This window comes from Caballeronia sp. NK8 (assembly GCF_018408855.1).
In the GTDB taxonomy this organism is placed as follows: Bacteria; Pseudomonadota; Gammaproteobacteria; order Burkholderiales; family Burkholderiaceae; genus Caballeronia.
In genome coordinates this window covers 30,908-50,488 of the sequence record NZ_AP024328.1, presented here as the reverse complement: position 1 = coordinate 50,488, position 19,581 = coordinate 30,908, and the positions used below count along the sequence as shown (strand labels likewise).

Below are 19,581 nucleotides of genomic sequence, written 5' to 3'. Positions count from 1 at the left end.
TCAATTTTCTACCTTCAACAACCATCAGATGTGGCGCGTCGTCCCGCCCGACACTTCTAACCGAGCGCCAGTGATGTAACTGGCCTGCGAGGAGACGAGGAACAAGATAGCGGAGGCGGCTTCTTCAGGACGCCCGAAACGGCGGAGGGGAATGTCTCGCTTACTCGCTTCCTGAACAAGCCAGTCGTCATAGGTCTGACCCGGGGCTTTCCGCTTTTCATAACGCCGCTCCCACTGCCCACTGGCAATTGGCCCCATCGTTACGGAATTGACGCGTATCTCGGGCCCCAACGCGCCCGCAAGAGACTTTGCGAGGTTCAATACCCCACCGCGAGCCGCAGAACTGGTCAACAAATGCGGCTCGGGTTGCGTGCTAACAGTGGAGTTGACACAAACAATGCTTCCAGTCGCGTGACGCTTTAGCGCGTCCGCAAAGATGCGGATGGGATGCACGTAACTGAAGAACTTCAGTTCGAGTTCGTCGCGCCAGTCTTGAACGGTATTAGTGAAAAAGTTGCCCTCTTTCGCCTCACCCGCATTACAAACGAGGCCGTCGACGCGTCCGAAGTGCCGGATTACTGTGTCATGCATCGCTTGCACATCGTCGCTATTGGTGACGTCGCATCGGAGTGCCAGGACGTTGTCGCCTACAATGCCAGCCAATTCTTGGCGCGCGTTGCTCAAACGCTCCTCGTTTCGTCCGCAGATCACTACGCGGGCTCCCTCCACAAGCAGTTGTCGGGCCGTTTCGAGCCCGATGCCCGACGTGCCGCCGGTGACGACCACCACTTTCTCTTTCAGCTTTAAATCCACGATTCAGCCTCTCTTATCCTGTCATCCTGCGCACACACTCGAAATTCAAAAATCGAGCGATGGTATCAGCTACAACTGCGTCGTCATCGAAACCGCGTCTATCGACCGTCCCTATGGAACGAACGCATTTCCCCGTCAAGCTCCTCGAGAACCTTTCCCTTCGTTTCCGGCGCAAGATAGTGGATGCAAATCGCTGCTGCGACCGGAATGACAGCAAAGCAAAAAAACAAAAGTTGCAGGTTGCCGTGAAGCGTTAGCTTGCCGGTAAGCGCCGGTGCGAATATGGCCGCGACCTTGAGCCACCCTCCACCAAGCCCGCAAGCGAAGGCACGGATGCTGGTGGGATATAACTCCGGCGTATAGACGTAAGCCGTCATGAAGCCCGAGCCCATGAAACCCAATCCCAGAGCGCAAAGAAGAGCTACCAAATAGATCGACGAGCTGTGAAATACTCCGGCAAGTGCCAGTGACACGGCACACAGCAAGAAGGAAACAGTGATCACGGGCTTTCGACCGACTTTGTCCACTAGCAATGCGCAGGCTAGGCCACCCAGCAAAACGAATATCGACGCTCCCACCGACAAGTTCAAAGCCAGTTGAAGCGGCGCTCTATACGAGTCCCGGTATATCGTGGGTAGCCATGTAGCTAACCCGTATTGCAAGGCGCCCGAAGTTACCCAGAGCATCGCTACCGCGATAGTACGTTTGACGAAGGCGTGGCCGAACAAATCACGCACCCTGCGCGACGCACGTGCCGACACCATGTTGTCGAAATCTTGCAGCCGCGTTACCGGCGGCAGAGGACCCTTCACTGTTGCCTCGAACGCTGCAAGCGCGATGCTTGCTTCTGAGAAGCGGCCTTTCTCCGCCAGCCAACGAGGCGACTCCGGGACAACCCACCGCACGAGCGCGAAGATGATGACGGGCACACCGCCAATGAAGTACATAGTTTCCCAGCCTAGGCGCGGCACTATAAGCGCCCCAAGACCATTTGACACCAGCAGTCCAATAGGAAAAACGAGCTCATACAAAAGCACGAATTTTCCCCGGCCCTCGGCTCGAGTAATTTCGTTTATGTAGGCCGCTGCTACCGGCAGCTCACCGCCTAGCCCGAGTCCTTGGATAACGCGGAGTGCCACGAAAACGGCAAAGGTCGGCGCAAATCCACAAGCTATACTAGCCGCGCCAATTATTCCGGAGCTCCACGCGATCGAGCGGACACGACCGTACCGCTCAGCGATAGCGGGAAAAAGAAAAGTACCGACGAGTTGGCCAACCGATCCCGAAGCTATCAGGAAGCCGACGTGTGCAGGTGAAAGTCCCCATTTCTGGATGAGTAGCGGCAGCGTGGCAGCTATTACGATGACGTCGAAACCATCGAAAAACGTCGCGGTGCCAATGAGCAGCCTAGCTCGAACCTGCATGGCGTTACGCGGCAATCGCTCCAGTCGAGCTATTAGCGAACCTTTGCTCGGCTGGGCGAGACCCGCGGTTTCAGCCGGAGCGGGCACACCTTTATCCATTACTTTCATTCGCGTCTCAGTTAGCTAAAGCTGCGTCAGGCGAGAGGAACCGTCACGTCCATCAAAACTTCTCGGTCGACCTTTCGGCCCTGATTCATCCATTTGCGGGCAAGCTTCAGATCGCGGGCAGCGTTAATTGACACAACCCCTCTGATCATGTTGTCGCGTAGGAAAAACAGCGATGCACGCTTCGCGTCGAGGTCCCCGCGGACAATCGGCTCCGAATCGACTGGAACGTCGCCGAGAATCTGCAAGTTGACGTCATACTGGTCGGACCAGAACCATGGTATTTCTGCGTATGGCGCCAATATCCCGATTGATGCCTTTGCGGTGGCTATCGCTTGGTTCTGTGCATTTGCCCAGGATTCCAGTCGGACACGGCGCCCGAGCCAGGCGTTTAGATGGTTTGCGACGTCACCACAAGCGAAGATCGTCGGATCCTCGGTGGCTCCGTACTCATCGACGACGACCCCGTCTTGCACCGGCAAACCAGCAGCTTCGACTAATGCTGTGTGCGGCAATAGTCCAACGCCTGCCACCGCAAAGTCGGCGTCAATGCATTCACCGTCCTCAAGCGTGGCAAGAACACGGCAGGAATCATCCGGATGATCCTCGAGGGAGCATAGGCTGGTACCGATCCGCAGCTGTATGCCCTGTTTTCGATGCAAATCTGCCAAGAACGTTGAAACGGCAGGGGGCACGGTCCTAGCGCAAAGCCTAGGTGCTCCTTCAACTACCGTGACATCAAGTCCTAGCTTTCGGGCGGTAGCGGCGACCTCGAGCCCGATCCAGCCCCCGCCAATCACGAGCAGATGTTTGATGTCACGCAAGCGAGCACTCAACGCGACGGCATCGTCGATGGTGCGAAGATACGCGAGATTTTTCGTTGCGCCTTGCGACCCTTCGAGACGCCGTGCAGCGCCGCCGGTCGCGACAATCAGTCGATCAAAGTGAAGTACACGGCCCTGAGCGGTGCGCAGCAGATGCTGATCTCGCTCAATTTCCACCGCGCGATCAGGTTGCCAACATTCCACCTTGAGCGCTTCGAACTCGTCAGGCTTCACCAGCGCTAACGAATCAACCGTGGCATCACCCGATAGAACAGCCTTGGAAAGCGGCGGCCGCTCGTAGGGCGCATGGATTTCGTCGGCCACCATAACGAGCCGCCCGTCAAAGCCTTCTTTTCGCAAGGTCTTGAGTACCCAGCCGGCTGCCTGGCCGCCGCCGACAACGGCGATTGTCCGGGGCGGTCCCGCCGTGACGCTCACGAATGCTTCAGTCATTTGAACGCTCCGTCATGAAGCGTCCGTCGGGTGCTTTTGCGTTCTTTTGGCGGCGGGTGTTGCCATCGAGTCCGCCATCGATTGCCCACTCGGCAAACATGGTCGGACTCGGCTCGAACTCGCGCGGTTGCCAGTTGGGCGTGAGCACGTCTTCGTCCGAGTAGTACTCGATCAACCCGCCAGCCGGGTTCTCGAAGTACCAGAAGTACGCAGCGGAAATCGGATGACGACCCGGGCCCAGCTTGGTGCTCCAGCCGCAGCGACTCACATGCAAGCCCCCGCCAAAAACTTCATGGATGTCGCGCACCGTGAACGCGACGTGATTAAGCCCCGGCTTGCCATCTGGCAGTTGCAGCATGAACAGGTCGTGGTGCCCACCGTGGGCCGCACATCGCATAAACGTGCCGCGCCCCGGATATCGGTCGGAAACCTCGAACCCAAGCAGTTCGTGGTAGAACTCTTCCTGCTCGGCCAGCCGGTTCGTAAATAACACGACGTGTCCAACCTCGATGGGCTCCGCGTGATCGTAGATCACCCCCGGGGTGTCAATACGCGTCGCATTGCCCCATGTGTTCGAGGTCGAAGCCTTGATGTCCACCTCGCGCCTGCGTGTCACCTCAATGCGGATCGCCATTCCAGTCGGATCAATGCATCCGATGGCATTGTCCGATTCGAAGTGCGCCGGCTGACCTTCAAAACGGCCCCTCAACGCATCAAGTTCTTCACGGCTGCCCACACCCCACGTCACCTCCCGCAACGTCGAGCCTTCCTCGAACGCGGGCGGCAGCGACGGGTCGTTCGCATCCACCGCAATGACCGTGCAACCGTTGAGCGTTTCAAAGCGAACCTGTCGCCCATCGTGCGACACTTCCTTCAGTCCCCAGTCCTTGAAAAAGGACCTGCATGTCGCCAGATCAGTCACGCCATACTTGATTTGCTCTATGCCTAAAATCGTCATGCCAATGCTCCTTTCACTTCGCCCACGCTAGTGGCTCGTCGTTCATGCCCCAATAGACGCTCTTTTGATGCATGTACTCTCGGATTCCTAGGTAGCCCTTTTCGCGTCCCATACCACTTTCTTTCCAGCCACTGAAAGGGGTTGAGATCGAAAACTGCTTGTAGGTGTTGATCCACACAGTTCCGGTTGCGAGTGCCTTGCTGACTCTCCAGGCGCGCTTGTAATCACGCGTCCAGATACCCGCGGCAAGACCAAAGACGCTGTCGTTCGCTTGCTCAATGAGAGACTCCTCACCGTCAAACGGAAGCGCCACGAGGACCGGACCGAAGATCTCCTCTTGACAGACGAGAGCATCGTTCGTCAATCCATCGAAAATCGTGGGAAGGTAGAAGAAACCCGCCTCGAGACCGTTGCCCGTCGGACGTTCTCCGCCGCAGCGCAGCCTTCCGCCCTCTTCTATCGCCTTCGCAACGTACCGTTCGACAGTTTCTCGGTGTTGCTTGGAGATCAGCGGACCCATGTGCGTGTCTTCGCGCGAAGGGTCGCCAACTCTGAGGCACTGAGCTGCATGGGTCAGTCGCGTGACAAATTCGTCGAAGATCTCCCGCGCGACAAAAAGGCGAGACCCTGCGATGCAGGACTCGCCCGATGAACTAAAAATCCCATAAAGCACGCCATTGATTGCGTGATCAAGGTCGGCATCCTCAAACACTATGGTCGGTGACTTGCCGCCTAGCTCGAGAGAGACAGGCATTAGCTTTTCGGCTGCAAGTCGCGCTATGCCTCGACCGACTGTCGTGCCGCCAGTGAAGGATACTTTCTTCACGAGTGGGTGCCTTACTAGCGCATCGCCCACCACCGAGCCCTTCCCTGGAAGTACACTGAGAACTCCTTTTGGAACACCGGCCTCCTCGCAAATTCGCGCGAGTGCTAACGACGCCAGCGGTGTTACTTCCGCCGGCTTAAGGACGACCGAGTTACCGGCGGCTAGTGCCGGCGCAAGTTTCTGAGCATCGGACGCTATCGGAGAATTCCATGGAGTGATGGCAGCAACGACGCCCATCGGCTCGTGAACGCTCATCGTAATGTAGTCCCCACGCGAGGGGGTAACAGCGTCCTCAAGTGTCTCAAGGCAAGACGCAAAGTACCGGAAGGTGTTTGCGGCACTGCGTACCAAGGCACGAGTCTCATTGATGGGCTTACCATTATCCCGTCGCTGCAGCAAGGAAAGTCCTTCGTGTTTCGCGTCAATTAGTGAGGCGATGTTATGCAATACAGCGGCGCGTTCGTGTGCCTTTAGCCCCGCCCAGTTCGCCTGCCGCCAGGCGACGTCTGCAGCAACGACCGCATCTTGGACATCACGCGCCGTGGCGGTGCTTACTTCCGCATTCACCGATTGATCCGCGGGGTAAATGCTCACATAAGCATCCCCATCGCCGCGTCGCCATTCCCCGGCAACGAATATCTTGTCGTTCCCGAGAAGGGTTGGGTCAAATGCGCTCATTTCATTGCCCTTCAGATTACGTAATGTGCAGCGCGGTTGCGCAACGCTCGAATGGCGCTGAAGGCGGTCAGTGCAGACGTCTTCGGATTGTCAGCCAAGGGCTTACCACACATTTCCAGCGACATTTCGCCGAACGCGCCGCGGGCCGTAATCCGATGGATGTTTCGTTGGATGCTCGGATCCGCGATCAATCGTACGGAAGTCTTGTCAAGGCCCAGTCCGGCTAGCGCAATGGTCGCGGCGACGTTGGCGTTTTGCGGAAACAAGCGAGCTGCATCGCGAGCACTGCCTTCGAAAATGACATGTGCTTCGCTTAAGGCATTGAGGTCGCAAACGCCCTCTGCCGGGGTGCCGAGCCAACCCTTTGGCGGCTTGCGTCCAGTGTATAAGACTTCATCCAGTCCCCCGTTGCGGGCCGCTGCAATTGCGTCCACACCACCGATCGCGCCTGCAATCAGGCTAAGCGTGGCACCGCTTGCCTCCGCGGCTTCCACTAATGCCCCACGCAATAAATCGTCCGACAAAGCGCCGATCGATGCCACAGCACAGTCGGTACCTGCTTGCAGCAGAGGTACGACGTGGTCTCGCAGCGCCGCATGTCCAGCGCATTCGAGGACGAACCGCGGACGACGACTAAACGTCATCGCAGACGAAGCGACTTCCACATCCGCACCGACCAGTTCTTGCACATTCTGGATTTGCAACTCAGGAACGATTACTTGCGTGATCTTCAAATCACGGTCGTCCGCAACGGCTTTGTAAACTGTTGACCCGATCGCGCCAAACCCAATTAGGGTGACTTCGAGGGCGTCGCGCAATGCGTTAGCCATGTTTTGCTTCCTGTGAGTCTGTTTTTTTCGTAGCTGGTCCTGCGAACGGGGTCGCGAAATCACCGATAGCGAGCATGTCGACTTCAACAACCACGGGTCCGCTTTCTTGGATTCCCTCTTCGAGCACCTGCTGAACATGGTCAAAGGAAGTCAACAGGTGATGTTTCACCCCCATGCTCGCGCACAGTTGCCCAAAATCAGGCTGCTTCAGCTCAACGTAGTAGTGACGTCCGTTGTACTGTTTGTCTTGGATGTTCTTGATCACGCCATAGCGCTGGTCGTTCATCAGCACGATCAGCAGATCAAGGTTCTCCTGAACCGCGGTGGCAAGTTCACCCACGTTCAACATCAGCCCGCCGTCGCCGACGATACAGATCGTCTTGGCCGCTGAACCCGCTGCCGCCGCACCGATTGCCATCTGCAAGCCCTGCCCGATGCCGCCGTTGACCGCATAAGCGCTCGCGCGCGGGGTGAAGATTTTCAACAGCCGGTTGCCCCAGGATGAGTTGGAGATCGTCACGTCTCGGACCCAGTTGTAGTCGCGCCCCGCCACCGCCTGCAACGCTTGAACCAGCGGCTTGTACGGTCCAAGACCCTTGACCATGTCTGCCACCGCGGCCTCATGAACTGCGGCAAGATCGGCTGCAAAGCGGTCGTCTACCGAAAGACGGCCCTCCAGCCGAGTTGCCAGTTCATCGAGCACTAGTGCCGCATCACCATGCACGAACAACTCGCTCGGGTAGGAGCGGTTCTCGGCGAGCACGTCTGCATCAATGCGATAGAGCGGCTTGGGCAGGGCCAGCTTGAATTTCATCGTCTCGTTACCACGCAGACGGGAGCCGACTACCACCACCGCGTCGCACGTTTGGTAGAACTTCTCCACCGCAGCGTGTGCATTGAAAGCGCCAAGCGACATCGGGTGGTCTTCAGGCAGCACGCCGCGTCCATGCACGCTGGTCACCACGCCAAAGCCCAGCGCGACTAGCCGCTCGACTTGACGCGTTGCATGGCGCGCTCCGCTACCAAGCCACAGCAACGGCCGCTTGGCACTAGCAAGCGCATCGGCGAGTCGCTCGATCTGCGCGCTGTTATGTGCGGGCGTAGTGATTTGCGGTGCGCTAAGATCGGCCGGCCAATCGATTTCGGCACTTTGGATGTCGATCGGAATCTCGACGCTCACCGGGCCCGTCGGCGCTGTCTGCGCAACGCGCACCGCTTCGCGCACCGTCGCCAGTGCTGTCTCAGCGTTACGCACGCGGTAGGCGGCCTTCGAGATCGCCGCGAGCATCTCCAACTGACGCGGCACCTCATGAATATAGCCACAGTTGCGATCCAGGTACTGCGCCTCAATCTGACCGGTAAGGTGCAGCAGTGGCGTGCTCGCAGTCAGTGCCTCAACCATCGCGCCAGCGGGGTTGCCTGCACCCGTACCCGTGCTGGAAAACGCTACGCCCAGCTGCCCCGAGACGCGAGCCAGACCGTCGGCCATATTCACCGCACCTGCCTCGCCTCGTGCGCCAACAAATCGAATCTTGCTCCGTCGGCCAATTGCATCAAGCATCGGCATGTTATGAATCGAAATCACGCCGAACGCCGTTTGCACGCCGCACTGCTCGAGAAAAGCGGCGATCACATCGCCAACGGTAGTTTTACTAGACATGTCGCGCAACGCCTCCAGAAACATCAATATGGCTGCCCGTCGTGTACGACGACAGGCTCGTAGCTAAGAAAAAAATCGCTTTGGCGGCCTCCTCGGGCCGCCCAAATCGACCTAGTGGTATCTCCTTCTCTCGCGCGATCGCTGCAGTCCATTCATCCCACGACTGTTCGTCTTGCGCTTGGGACTGGAAGCGTCGGCGCCACTGGCCCGATTCGACAATTCCTATAAGGATCGAGTTAACCCGGATGCCATCACCTGCAAGTTCGTTCGCAAGCGATTTGGTCAGGTTGAGCAACCCCGCGCGTGCGGACGACGTCGCTACCATGTGCCGCTCGGGTTGCAGCGCCAAAAGTGAATTCACGCAGACGATCGACGGGTTGGGCGAGGCTTGGAGCATTGGCAGGAACGCGCGAGTCGGACGGATGACCCCAAAGTATTTCAACTCCAATTCCTCGCGCCACTCCTCGTCGAGGGTGCTTGAAAATGTAGAAACGCGCCCCTGACCCGCGTTGTTGATGAGCATGTCGACCCGTCCGAAGCGGGCTCGCATAGCCTCAGCAAAGCTCTTGACATCTTCCTGATTTAATACGTCGCATCGTTGAACGAGAAGCCTCCGGTCGTCTCCATCAGCGCAGGCCTGAGCAAGCGAAGCTTCTGCGCTTTTCAGACGCTCCCAATTGCGCCCGCAGATTCCGACACTGGCACCGGCACCGAGGAGTAGCAGCGCCGCTGCTAGTCCAATTCCAGAACTGCCACCAGTAACCACAGCAACCTGCCCCGATAGATCGAGCTTCATCATTGCAACTCCGCCTGCTCGAGGTATTTACTCGTTGCCTGAGTGCTCCGCGAGAGCCGTCGAGAGATTTCATTTGCAGCGTCTTTGACCTTCCAGACGAGTCCGTCCTCGAGGAGGGCCATGTCGACCTTAGAAGCCGCGACGGTTGCCGTCGCAACGGCTACCAACCTCCCCGTTGCATCGCGGATTGGAGCCGATACCACGGAGATGCCACTCTCAAATGAAGATTCGCCGATTGAGTAGCCCCTCTTCGCATCTTCTAGTGCGCGTGCGTGCAACTCCTCGACCGTACCTGGCGTAAGAGATGTGAAGCGCCGTAGCGTCGGTTCTGGATACAACGACCGGAGCTCTCCAAGAGTGAGATCGGCCATTAGGGCAAAACCGTGGGTGGCAGCATGAGCAGGTAAGCGGGTTCCTACGTTAATCCGTACCGACCTCAACAGCGGGAGCTGACTCTTTGCTCGTGCGACAACAACAATGTCCCGCCCATCACGAATGACCACATGGCAAGCGAGGCCTGTTACATCCCGCAGCGACTCGATCACGGGCTGACCGGTACGTGCTATTTCCATCGACGCTAGGAAGCCGTAGCCGAGCTGTAGCACCGCAGGACCAAGGCTGAAATTTCTATCCTTGTCCACTCGCTCTACAAACCTCAAAGACTCGAGCGTTTGAAGAAGGCGAAAAACGGTCGAGCGCGGAATTCCCAGCCGCTTCGTCAGCTCAGGCGCCCCGAGCACCGGTTCACGAGCGGAAAACTCCGTTAGCATCTTCAGACCACGCTCGAGTCCTGGCACAGTCTCAGTCATTGGTAGTCCTATACGTCAGAGATTTTACAATCGAGCACTTCAAGCCTCGCACTCCCCTACCAGCTCTCACATGTACGGCAGAATGTTTCGATCAAGTTCGAATACACGCCTGGAAGCTCGATGTAACCTGCATGCCCTGCTTGGGGAACGATTTGCAAAGCCACCCCCGCAGCGCGGGCAACCGGCTCGCAAGCCGACGCAGGAGTGATGGTATCTTCTGCGCCAACGGCGACTGCGATTCGACCGCGGAATCTGGATATGTCCGCTGCCAAATCCGCATTTGCGAGCAAATGCGTCGCCTGTTCGTACCCCTCTGGTACGACCTTTGACATGTTCCAATGCACAAATAGACGAGCTTCATCGCTGGCGGCTGACGACAACATATTCGAAGATCTCTCCCTTGCGAGACCCTCTGGGCCAAGCGTCCTGAGCATCTCCAAGCGTCCATTGCGCTTTCCGTCACGTACCTCGGCACTCGCGTTGCCGTAGCCTCTTGCTGGAGAAAGCAGCAAAAGACCCGCGAGCTTGGACCCGTGCGCTAACGCGAACCCGCCAGCGATTATTGCTCCTAGCGAATGCCCCACCATTACGCAGCGATCTATTTCGATCGTTTCAAGCCACGCGAAAAGCACTTCTGCGTAATCGGCTGCTACCGGTACGCAAGGTTTCACTGGCGTCGACTCGCCATAGCCGGGGGCGTCCCAAGCCACTACGCGCCTCGCCTGCCCTACGCTGTCTAGTTGCTTTGACCACGACGCAGCACCCGAACCGATGCCATGCAGTAAAACCAGCGGGATCGCATCCTTTCTGTCTTGACCGGCCTCGCGAAAGCTAATCTGACCACCAGGAATATGCGCGAGTTTAGACGGGTACCCGAGCAGTTCCTGCATAAAGTTTTGCGAGAGGTTACCCTCGGTATATGCTGGCATCGTGCTGTCCGCAAGTCAGCGTTTCAATTTAGCCAGCGGCGAATCGGGCGGATATGTTGGCGTGATCGGTTTCGGCGACCCCAGCATGACGCACATCAAAGCGTCCTCCTCGCCGACATTGATCTCGCTGCGATACACACCGGGCGGCACGGAAATCAGATCTCGCTCGCCGAGAACCGCCTCCCATGTCTCGCCATCTTTTTCGCAGATGACCTTCATTTTCCCGCGCAGCACGAAGAAGATTTCTTCAACGTCGATGTGAATGTGGCTCGGACCAATGTTGCCGGCTGGAATCACCATAGTCGAAAATGTGAACGAGCCCGCAGGAACGGTGTTAACGTCCTTGGCGACGCCCGTGCCGCCGGTTCCGACGTACCGCATTTGCGCCCGTCGATACGCCGGGTCGTAGTCCGCCTGGAATTTGAGCGCGTCCCAGTCGTATTTTCTTGTCTCGAAAAGCGCTACCCGATTGCTCATCAACTCGGCGAGGCTTCCACCGGCGCGCTGTTCAACGTCCGCAGTCCCGACTTCTGTATCTGCCATTGCTGACTCCTGTAAATTAAACACTTCCAGCTTATTCAATTAAGAACGAAACCGCCATTGACCGGCAATAGCTGCCCTGTCACGAACCGTGCTGCGTCGGACAACAGGAAGAGGACCGGACCCACTACGTCGCTAGCCATCTGCGAGCGCGTGATTGCTCGCCCCTTCAAGTAGTGTTCGTGCCGCTCGGCTGGAACATAGGCCGTTGCTTCACCCTCGGTCAGACCCGGAGCGATCGCATTAACCGTTATCCCTGCACCGCCAAACTCCCGCGCCAGTGACCGCGTCATTGAAACGACAGCACCTTTGCTCGCAACGTACGCCAGAACGTTAGGCGCACCCCACAGTACGGTATCCGATGCAATGTTTACAATGCTGCCACGCTCTGATGCGCGGAGATGGGGCAAAGCCGCGATGCTTGCCAACCAGGTGCCACGCACGTTGACGTTCATGACCGCGTCCCAAGTCTCGACAGAGAGATCGTCCGCGGCTACACCGCCAGAGTTTGTAATTGCAGCGTTATTCACAAGTCCATCTATGCCACCTAACCGTTCCGCGCATTCCGAAAAAAAATCGTTGACGCTGTGTGGATCTAGGAGATCCAAGTGCGCGAAGTGTGCGGATTCTCGCACCGCTCCCATTGATTCGATCAGCGCCTGACTCTCTCGCGTCAGACAATCACCGAATGCGACCGTCGCGCCCGCTTCTAACAAGGAAGTAACAAACGCAGCGCCAAGCCCGCGCGCTCCCCCGGTGACGACGATACGACGGCCCACTAACGGTGCGACGCTATAGACCTTGGGGACCTCAGACATGCGAAGCGACCTGCGCTGATGTCGTGTCGATGCCTTCCGGTTTGTGTTGAAAAGCCTGCAGTTGTTCGAGCTGCTGCTGCGCGCGTTGTTTCATCAAACGGCGTACGCGCGTAATGCCTACGTCGTGCTGATAAAGGAACTCGTGATCTACTGCGTTTGGCGCGAGGCCCTCAAGAATGGAACGGTCTTGCTCCAGCACGTTCCAGTGCAGGCCCTCGAGGCGGTTGCGATACAGAAAGCGCCACGCGTCTCGCTCCCAACCTGAGACCTTGCGCGTGCGCCAGAAGAAACACTGGCTATTGTCTTCGTCAACCGGCGTGGCCATTGCCACGATGCCGAAGCTGCCACCCGGGCCGAACTTCTTGGCATACGGAATCGCCAAGCGCATCCACAAATTGCCCGTCTCGCCCAATTCGACCCAATCGAAGTTCACATCGCGCTGCCCGACCTTCTCAAACATCAAACCTCGTTCGGTCTTCCTCACCCGCATCTCTGCGCGCTTGTCGCCGTCTGCCATCGAGTGCGACACCGAATGCAGATAAGCACCATGCATCGGGTCCATGACGTTGTCGATCACGTACTGGTAGTTCACCTTCCAGTTGCCGACGCATAGAAAACTGGAATACTCCTCCGATGCCAACTCTTCGGGCAACTCCAATGGCGCCGGATCTTGGTGAGCCTCATCTCCGAACCACAAGAAAATTGCGCCAGCACGCTCCTCTACCGGATACGACTTCACGCACTTGCGGCCCTCCAACGGGCAATCCGCAACCGCCGGCACATTGGTCACCGTCCCTTGCCCGTTCACCTCGACGCCGTGGTACCAGCATGCGACGCTGGTACCAAGATTCCAGCCCAGCGAAAGACGTGCGCCCCGATGCGGGCAACGGTCTTCCAGTGCGTGCACCTTGCCTTGTTGGTCGCGCCACAGAACGATCTGCTCGCTCAGCCGCGTCACGCCGACCGGCGCGTTGCCCACTCGCCAGCTGGGCGAGACTGGGTACCAGTAGTTCCGTAGCCCGCGCTTGACCAGCGCTTGGGCGGCATCGACTTCTTGAGAATTCCGATCGACGGGGGACGACATGCAAAACTCCGGGAGACTAATTTGTTAAAGGGTGAAGAGCCGAGCGCTTATTCGGCCAGCGCGTGCAGCTCGGCAGCCAGCGTCTCGGGTGTCCACAGACCACCGTGCGGCGTGCGAAAGCCGACGCGATTCAACCCGTCGCTGACTTCGTGCAGTTGCAACGCGCCGTCGGCGAAGACTTTCTCTAGCGCGTCACCGAAGTCGTTCTCGTACTGCGTCGGCTCCGCCTTACGCGCCTGCCATGGGAAATTCTCAACTTGGCCGGGCCGCTCGATCACGCCCTTGCCTGCAACGTTATTCGGCTGCGGTGCCAGCCATGGCTTGAGGAACGGATTAAAGTTCACGGTCACTTCCGACATGTCACTCCACCTTGATCTGGATTTCTTCACCGGCAAGACGCACCGCGTACATCTTCAGATCGCGTCCCCCGGGCTCTTTCAAACACTTTCCGGTCGGGATGTGGAAGACCGCTTCGTGCAAGGGGCACTCGACCGTGTCTCCATCAACAAAGCCCTGTGTCAGCAACGCATACGCATGCGGGCATACGTTCTCAATGGCGTAGAGGCTTTCTCCGACCTTGAAGACGCCCACCTCTACGCCACACCCCTTGAATTCAATCGGCGCGTCCTCAGCGATCTGATCTATGCGCCCAACGCTTTGCCACTGTTCATCCATTATGTGATCCTAAGGAACCGTCGTGTTCCGCATATGAAACATCAACTTGCATATGGACATTATAGGGAAGCAAATCTGCGCCTCAAAAGCAAAACTAGCAGATTCAGGGAAAACACCTATAGATTTCTAGCGATGTGGATACAGCCCGTCCTGAAAGGGTTGCTAAAACGCTCAGCGGCCCTTGCGACCGCCCTTGCATAGCAAAAGCGAGCGCGTCACGACGTTAAGGGACGACCGTCGCAATCCGACGTACGCCTATGGATGAAGACAAAACTCAAGTGCGTGTACGTAGGAGAGCGATGGTGCGGGTCTCGTTGGCAAGGCGATTAGCGAGCCGCCCCTGTCTTGCGATAGAACACACCGGCGATCAGCCCGTAGTGAGATGCGTGCAAGGCGATGAGCGAGCCGCCCCCAGTCTTGCGATAGAGCACACTAGCGATCAGCCGTGGTGAGATGCGTAGGAATATCTGTAGATTGTCAATTACGATGGCCGCCCGGGCGACAACTATCTTGGCCGGTCGACGGGGTTAGTTGTCGCTGCTCAGCTCGGCATAGTTGTCGCTCCTTCCGATTCGGGGTGGGGTAATTGACGCCGCCGCGCGCGCTTGTTGTCATCGGCACTGCGACGCCGGTAGCTCTCCACGTTCAGCTCGAAGATCGTCGAGTGATGCACCAGTCGGTCGATGGCGGCGACCGTCATTGAGGGATCGGGGAAGACATCATTCCAGCCGGAGAACGCGGCGTTGGCCGTGATGAGAAGGCTTCGACGCTCGTATCTTTCCGCAATCAATTCGAACAGCACGCTCGTTTCGGCCTGGTCCTTTCTGACGTACGACAGGTCATCGAGGATGATCAGATCGAAGTGATCGAGCTTGGCGAGCATCGATGGCAACTGCAGGCTTTGGCGTGCCGCCTGCAGCTTCTGCACGATTTCGCCGGTGCGTGTGAACAGCACCCGGTACCCGGCGTCGATCAGCGCATGACCAATGCCGGAGCCTAAATGGCTCTTCCCGGCACCCGGTGGCCCAAACAGCAGGATCGTGGCGCCTTTCTCGAGCCACGAGTCGCCGCTCGCGAGCGCCATTACATGTGCCTTGGACACCATTGGTACCAAGCCGAAGTCGAAGGCCTCGAGCGTCTTGCTTGGGTCCAAATGCGATTCGACGCGATGCCGCTCGATGCGCCGTTTCGCGCGCTCGGCCAGTTCGTGCTCGAGCAGCGCGCCGAGCAGGCGCGTCGATGGCCAGCCTTCCTTGTCGGAGCGCTGTGTGAACTCGGACCATAGCCGCGCGATCGTCGGCAAGCGCAACTCGGTGAGCATCAGCCCCATACGGGCGGCATCGTAAATTGCGGGCGCGTTCATACCGATGCCTCCTCGCCAAGCAGCGTGTCATAGAGAGCGGCCGTCGGCATGTCCACAGCCACGTCTGGGCATTGCGCCTGCCGCGGCGCAAATTCATTCTGTAGTTGCTCGAGATCGGGCAGCTCGCCAGCGGCGAGCAACGCCTCGAGCCGCTCAGCAAGAACGGCCTCGACTCCGTGATTCGCGGCCAGTTCCAGTAAGCCGACCATGGTCTTGCAGGCTTCGCGCTGCGTGAGCCGAGCCTCAAGCCGCTCCCACGTCCGGCGGTACGCCTCGCGCGGAAACAAGTCGTCGCGAAACGCTAGCCCCTTGAACGCCTGGGGCTTGCGCTTGAGCGCCTCAATGAAGTGCCGGTAGTCGAGCTTGCGACGGCGGCTATTGGCCGCATGCGAGCCCCGTGCTGTGCTGTGCACGAGCGCGCCGGACAGATAGCAGTCGAGGTGATCGGCATAGACGCGCACCTTCAGACGGTGACCAATCAGGCGCGACGGCGCGCTGTAGAGAATGCCCCGCACGGTGAAGGTGCCACAGCGTGTCACGCGTGCTTCCTCTTCGATGAAGTCGGTCGTGCGATGTGCGGGCAAATCCTGCAAATGTTCGCGCTCAGCGTTAAACGCCGCTGCGTTACGGCGGTTACGGCGCATGACGACGTCGCGAACAAACGCGTCATAGGCAGCCCGATCGTCGAAGTCGCGATGGCCACGCAGCATCAGCGCTTGGTCGATCGCCTCCTTCAGATGGCGGTGCGAGGATTCCACACTACCGTTCTCATGGGCCACGCCGACGTTATTGCGCGTGCCGGCCATGCCGTAATGCACCAGCAGTGCGTCATAGCGAGCCGTGAAGTCCTCTTCAGTCTGCAAATTCTTGAACGCTGCCGATAGGCTGTCGGTGCGATGCTCATGCGGGCAGCCGCCGGCTTGCCACAGCGCGTTCTGTAATCCGGTGGAGAGGGCCTCGAAGCTCTCGCCACCTTCGACGACATAGGCATATTCCCAGTGCGAGAACGCGAGCACGAAGTGATAGAGCCGGTGATCGAGGGGCGCACCGGCGACCGTCACGCGCAGATCCCGCATGTCGGTAAAGTCCGAGAGCCCCTGCACGCCGGGCAAGTGCTGCTGCGGGAAGAAGATCTCCTTGCCAGGGCCCTCGAGTGCGCGCCATTGGCTGACGCGCCGCTCGAGCGTACGCCGCATGCTGTCAGGGAAGAGGCCCGGATGCGCCTCCTGCAGCTTGCACAGCAACGTGATGGCCTTGAGCCGGGGCGCGTGGCGCAGCAATGGCACGACCTCGCTCTCCCAAACTTCCGCGAACGGATCGTGACGTGTACGCCACGCGCGTGATGGCTTCTGCGACGGCAGACGGCCCTCATGCTCGATGCGCCGGGCCGTGCGAACGCTCATGCCCGCCATCGCCGCGGCGACTTCCTGAGTGTGATGTTTGCGCTTACTCATATAGAGTCGGACCTGCTGGTCCGTCACGTAGGTTCCAGGCATGGCTGTTCGCTTCTTGTTCGACGCGATCAGCCATCGTAAAACCCCGTTACTCCGGCGCCGCCGGTAGTTCGTCGTCTCCGGCGGCTACGCCGCCTTCGACTCCTCACCACCGGCCAAGGTAACTGTCAAAGGACCGGCCAAGATAATTGTCGTTCTCTAAATATCAGTCTTTCGAGGCAGCCACTTCTTCTTGCGTCGGCAAAACTTGATCGTCAAGGTATCGCGCCAAGAATGTATTCATGTATCGCGGCAGAGGATAGGCGTCTGCGAGTGGAAAGCCCGCCTCAATCAACGCCCGGCTGAACTGATCTGCGATGCGCTTACGCTCCGCCATCTCGACCACGTCCGACGCAAGGCTAGGGGGAACAACAACTATCCCGTCGTTATCTGCGACTATCCAATCGCCGGAGCAAACGAGTACACCCGCGCATTGGACGGCGACATCAGCCTCCCACGGCTGCATCGCGCCGAAGTAAGGTCTTGCAGACCTACCCCGGGCGAACACAGGAAAGTCTTTGCTTGCTGCGGCCCCAACGTCTCGCACCGCGCCGTCCACAACGATCGCACCGACACCCCTGTAGGCTAATCGGGAAAACATCATGTCTCCCATAGCGGCGTACGGTGCGCCCAAAGCGTCAACGACTAACACGTCCCCCGGATTGACGGTTTCATATAGCTGCCGATTAACCCGGCGTCCTGGTGCACTTTCGATGTCCTCCCTTTCCGGGAGGAACCGCAACGTTCTTGCGCGCCCAACAATAGAGCCCTTTGAGCTTCCGAAGTTCTGCAGCTCGTTCATCACAACGCGTGATACGCCCAAGCTCATCAATGCGTCAGCTGCGTCGGAAGAACTAAGTGCTCCGAGCCGCTCGCTGATTTGTAGCACGGGTAGTTGATTCATATGTGCTTCCTTGAGTTCGCAGTTACAGATCCAGGTTTCCAGCCCCTAGAAGTCTTGTTGCCTGCCCCGCCCGAGGCAACCTCCGATACTCTCAAGTTAGTTGCGGTGCGTCTGTAACCGTAAATCTCCTGTTAGCAGGCTTCATCGGCTACCACAATTGTTTAACGTTCTCGGCACGCGTTGAGAGCTGCGACACGTTCGAAGATGCTCGGCACCCGCCGGAGCAGTTGATTAAAGTCCTTACCAGGAGTTTTGCCAACGCGTCGGTCTTCAGACATCCGCGCTTTTGCCGATAACCCGGATTTGCAAGGATGGGCCGTAAGGTATGAAAATCGAATCCCTTCTTGGTTATAGGCACGGCAGCAGTTCCCGCTGTTGCGTTTTAAAACGGCAAGACCGATGCTGGTTTCCCGCACAACCGACCGGTCGGTGTTCGGTCTCGCTTCATGTCCCCGCGTGCCGAGGGTGAACGAGATGGCATCAGCAACTAGATGGCTTACCTTAATTCCTCGGAGCGATAACCGAAGAGTACAAAGCAGGCTGCTTTCGATCGTGGCAATCACTGCTTGGTGCACCCTCGCGTGGCTGTGGCTTTGGCCGCAGCTTGACGGGCACTACGTAGCAGACCATGGAAGAATCACCGTGGACGTGACCAATCATCGCGATGAGACGCAGGTGACTCCGTCGCGCGAGCGTGATGACGGAGAAGCCAAAATCACGCGTTTCCTTACCAACGCTGGGTTTTCGAAAGCCCAATTTGGCGATGGCTTGGAAACACAAGAACTCGTCTTCCAGCCCCTCGAGACAAATCGCTACAGGTTGATCAGCGGGTGCGGCTGGATGCCACTCGACAAGCAAACGACGGTCAGCTCTCTCGTACGTTCGCATCCCTACGCGGCAGTCATGTTCGTCGCGCTCTATATGATCGCATTCATGCTCCACGTCGTGAACGAAAAGGCAAAATCCGAGCCTGAAGTCATCTACCCGATGTGGGCGGCCTATTTCGGCGCATTGTTTGGAAGTTCATTTGTTCTCGTTGCTGCCGGCGAGTCCGGCATATTTGGCTTCGACGGAGAGCCACGAAACGCACTTGCGCGCGCGATATTGGCCACCGTCGAGTATTCCTTGGATTTACAGCGGGAAGTTTTTCTTCTCCTCGGCCTCCTAGCGTTTATCTCGCTTACGCAATGGTGCGCGTATTTGATGGCGGGGTTAAGCGGCGCCGCGCGACGGCCCCGGTTCATCTGGACCACTTGGAAATGGGTGGCGCTCCTAACCGCGAAAGCGTTGATCAGCGCATCTGCCGTCGCGTTGAGCACTGTTCTGGTCGGCGGCCATTATGGCTGGTTGAACGCTGAGCCACTTAACATCGTCGGGGATGCCTTGACCTCCCTTCTTCTACTAGTTCCTGGGCTCGTAGTCTTCTGCATGGTCCCGCTCAACAGGACAAGTGGGCGGCCTGGTTCGGAAGGCATCCGCAGCATTCATCGTTGGATGGTTCGTCGGATGCGCAAGCAACCAAGCGAGGTTGCCGCGAAGCCGAAATAGCCGGTCGAAACGTTAGGCTTGGCCTGCAAGCGCCCGAGCATCGCGAAAACG

19 protein-coding genes are annotated in these 19,581 nt (G+C 58.2%); 1 reads left to right on the top strand and 18 read right to left on the bottom strand.

Annotated features, from left to right (window positions below; translation table 11 throughout):
* Positions 1–24: 24 nt before the first annotated feature.
* The 18 genes from NK8_RS40910 to NK8_RS40825 form a co-directional block, all read right to left on the bottom strand.
* On the bottom strand, positions 25–813 hold the full coding sequence (locus tag NK8_RS40910; RefSeq protein WP_213234688.1) for an SDR family oxidoreductase: 789 nt from the start codon (positions 811–813) through the stop codon (positions 25–27).
* Between the two features lie 98 nt (positions 814–911).
* A complete protein-coding gene (locus tag NK8_RS40905; RefSeq protein WP_213234728.1) occupies positions 912–2,336 on the bottom strand; it encodes an MFS transporter in 1,425 nt (474 codons plus the stop codon).
* A gap of 35 nt (positions 2,337–2,371) precedes the next feature.
* Positions 2,372–3,619: an NAD(P)/FAD-dependent oxidoreductase gene (locus NK8_RS40900; RefSeq protein ID WP_213234687.1), complete on the bottom strand. Its 1,248-nt coding sequence runs from the start codon at positions 3,617–3,619 to the stop codon at positions 2,372–2,374.
* Complete coding sequence (locus tag NK8_RS40895) at positions 3,612–4,577, bottom strand: VOC family protein (RefSeq protein WP_213234686.1); 966 nt, start codon at positions 4,575–4,577, stop codon at positions 3,612–3,614. The genes NK8_RS40900 and NK8_RS40895 overlap by 8 nt, the downstream gene beginning before the upstream one ends.
* Positions 4,578–4,590: 13 nt before the next feature.
* Positions 4,591–6,081 (bottom strand): aldehyde dehydrogenase, encoded by a 1,491-nt coding sequence (locus NK8_RS40890; protein WP_213234685.1) that lies wholly within the window; start codon positions 6,079–6,081, stop codon positions 4,591–4,593.
* Positions 6,082–6,092: 11 nt separating this feature from the next.
* Complete coding sequence (locus tag NK8_RS40885) at positions 6,093–6,911, bottom strand: aspartate dehydrogenase (RefSeq protein WP_213234684.1); 819 nt, start codon at positions 6,909–6,911, stop codon at positions 6,093–6,095.
* A complete protein-coding gene (locus tag NK8_RS40880; protein ID WP_213234683.1) occupies positions 6,904–8,571 on the bottom strand; it encodes a thiamine pyrophosphate-binding protein in 1,668 nt (555 codons plus the stop codon). Before NK8_RS40880 ends, NK8_RS40885 begins: the two co-directional genes overlap by 8 nt.
* Entirely contained in the window at positions 8,564–9,370 is an 807-nt protein-coding gene (locus NK8_RS40875; RefSeq protein WP_213234682.1) for an SDR family oxidoreductase, read from the bottom strand. The genes NK8_RS40880 and NK8_RS40875 overlap by 8 nt, the downstream gene beginning before the upstream one ends.
* Positions 9,367–10,176: an IclR family transcriptional regulator gene (locus tag NK8_RS40870; RefSeq protein ID WP_213234681.1), complete on the bottom strand. Its 810-nt coding sequence runs from the start codon at positions 10,174–10,176 to the stop codon at positions 9,367–9,369. Before NK8_RS40870 ends, NK8_RS40875 begins: the two co-directional genes overlap by 4 nt.
* Before the next feature lie 56 nt (positions 10,177–10,232).
* Positions 10,233–11,066 carry an alpha/beta fold hydrolase gene (locus tag NK8_RS40865; protein ID WP_225936715.1) on the bottom strand — a complete coding sequence of 278 codons (834 nt, stop codon included), beginning with the start codon at positions 11,064–11,066 and terminating at the stop codon, positions 10,233–10,235.
* A 54-nt stretch (positions 11,067–11,120) separates the two neighbouring features.
* The gene (locus tag NK8_RS40860; protein WP_061165278.1) at positions 11,121–11,648 is read right to left on the bottom strand and encodes a cupin domain-containing protein; all 528 of its coding nucleotides are present in this window, start codon (positions 11,646–11,648) and stop codon (positions 11,121–11,123) included.
* A gap of 35 nt (positions 11,649–11,683) precedes the next feature.
* On the bottom strand, positions 11,684–12,463 hold the full coding sequence (locus NK8_RS40855; RefSeq protein ID WP_213234679.1) for an SDR family oxidoreductase: 780 nt from the start codon (positions 12,461–12,463) through the stop codon (positions 11,684–11,686).
* The gene (locus NK8_RS40850; RefSeq protein ID WP_213234678.1) at positions 12,456–13,547 is read right to left on the bottom strand and encodes an aromatic ring-hydroxylating dioxygenase subunit alpha; all 1,092 of its coding nucleotides are present in this window, start codon (positions 13,545–13,547) and stop codon (positions 12,456–12,458) included. Before NK8_RS40850 ends, NK8_RS40855 begins: the two co-directional genes overlap by 8 nt.
* A gap of 47 nt (positions 13,548–13,594) precedes the next feature.
* Entirely contained in the window at positions 13,595–13,906 is a 312-nt protein-coding gene (locus NK8_RS40845) for a recombinase-like helix-turn-helix domain-containing protein (protein ID WP_061165321.1), read from the bottom strand.
* A 1-nt stretch (position 13,907) separates the two neighbouring features.
* A complete protein-coding gene (locus NK8_RS40840; protein ID WP_213234677.1) occupies positions 13,908–14,222 on the bottom strand; it encodes a non-heme iron oxygenase ferredoxin subunit in 315 nt (104 codons plus the stop codon).
* A gap of 541 nt (positions 14,223–14,763) precedes the next feature.
* Complete coding sequence (gene istB, locus NK8_RS40835; RefSeq protein ID WP_035508514.1) at positions 14,764–15,585, bottom strand: IS21-like element helper ATPase IstB; 822 nt, start codon at positions 15,583–15,585, stop codon at positions 14,764–14,766.
* Positions 15,582–17,081, bottom strand: a complete 1,500-nt coding sequence (gene istA / locus NK8_RS40830; protein WP_062259294.1) for an IS21 family transposase — start codon at positions 17,079–17,081, stop codon at positions 15,582–15,584. The genes istB and istA overlap by 4 nt, the downstream gene beginning before the upstream one ends.
* 163 nt (positions 17,082–17,244) lie before the next feature.
* Positions 17,245–17,982: an RraA family protein gene (locus NK8_RS40825; protein ID WP_213234676.1), complete on the bottom strand. Its 738-nt coding sequence runs from the start codon at positions 17,980–17,982 to the stop codon at positions 17,245–17,247.
* 642 nt (positions 17,983–18,624) lie between these two features.
* Between NK8_RS40825 and NK8_RS40820 the strand changes: the two genes are divergently transcribed.
* On the top strand, positions 18,625–19,530 hold the full coding sequence (locus NK8_RS40820) for a hypothetical protein (RefSeq protein ID WP_213234675.1): 906 nt from the start codon (positions 18,625–18,627) through the stop codon (positions 19,528–19,530).
* Positions 19,531–19,581: the final 51 nt, after the last annotated feature.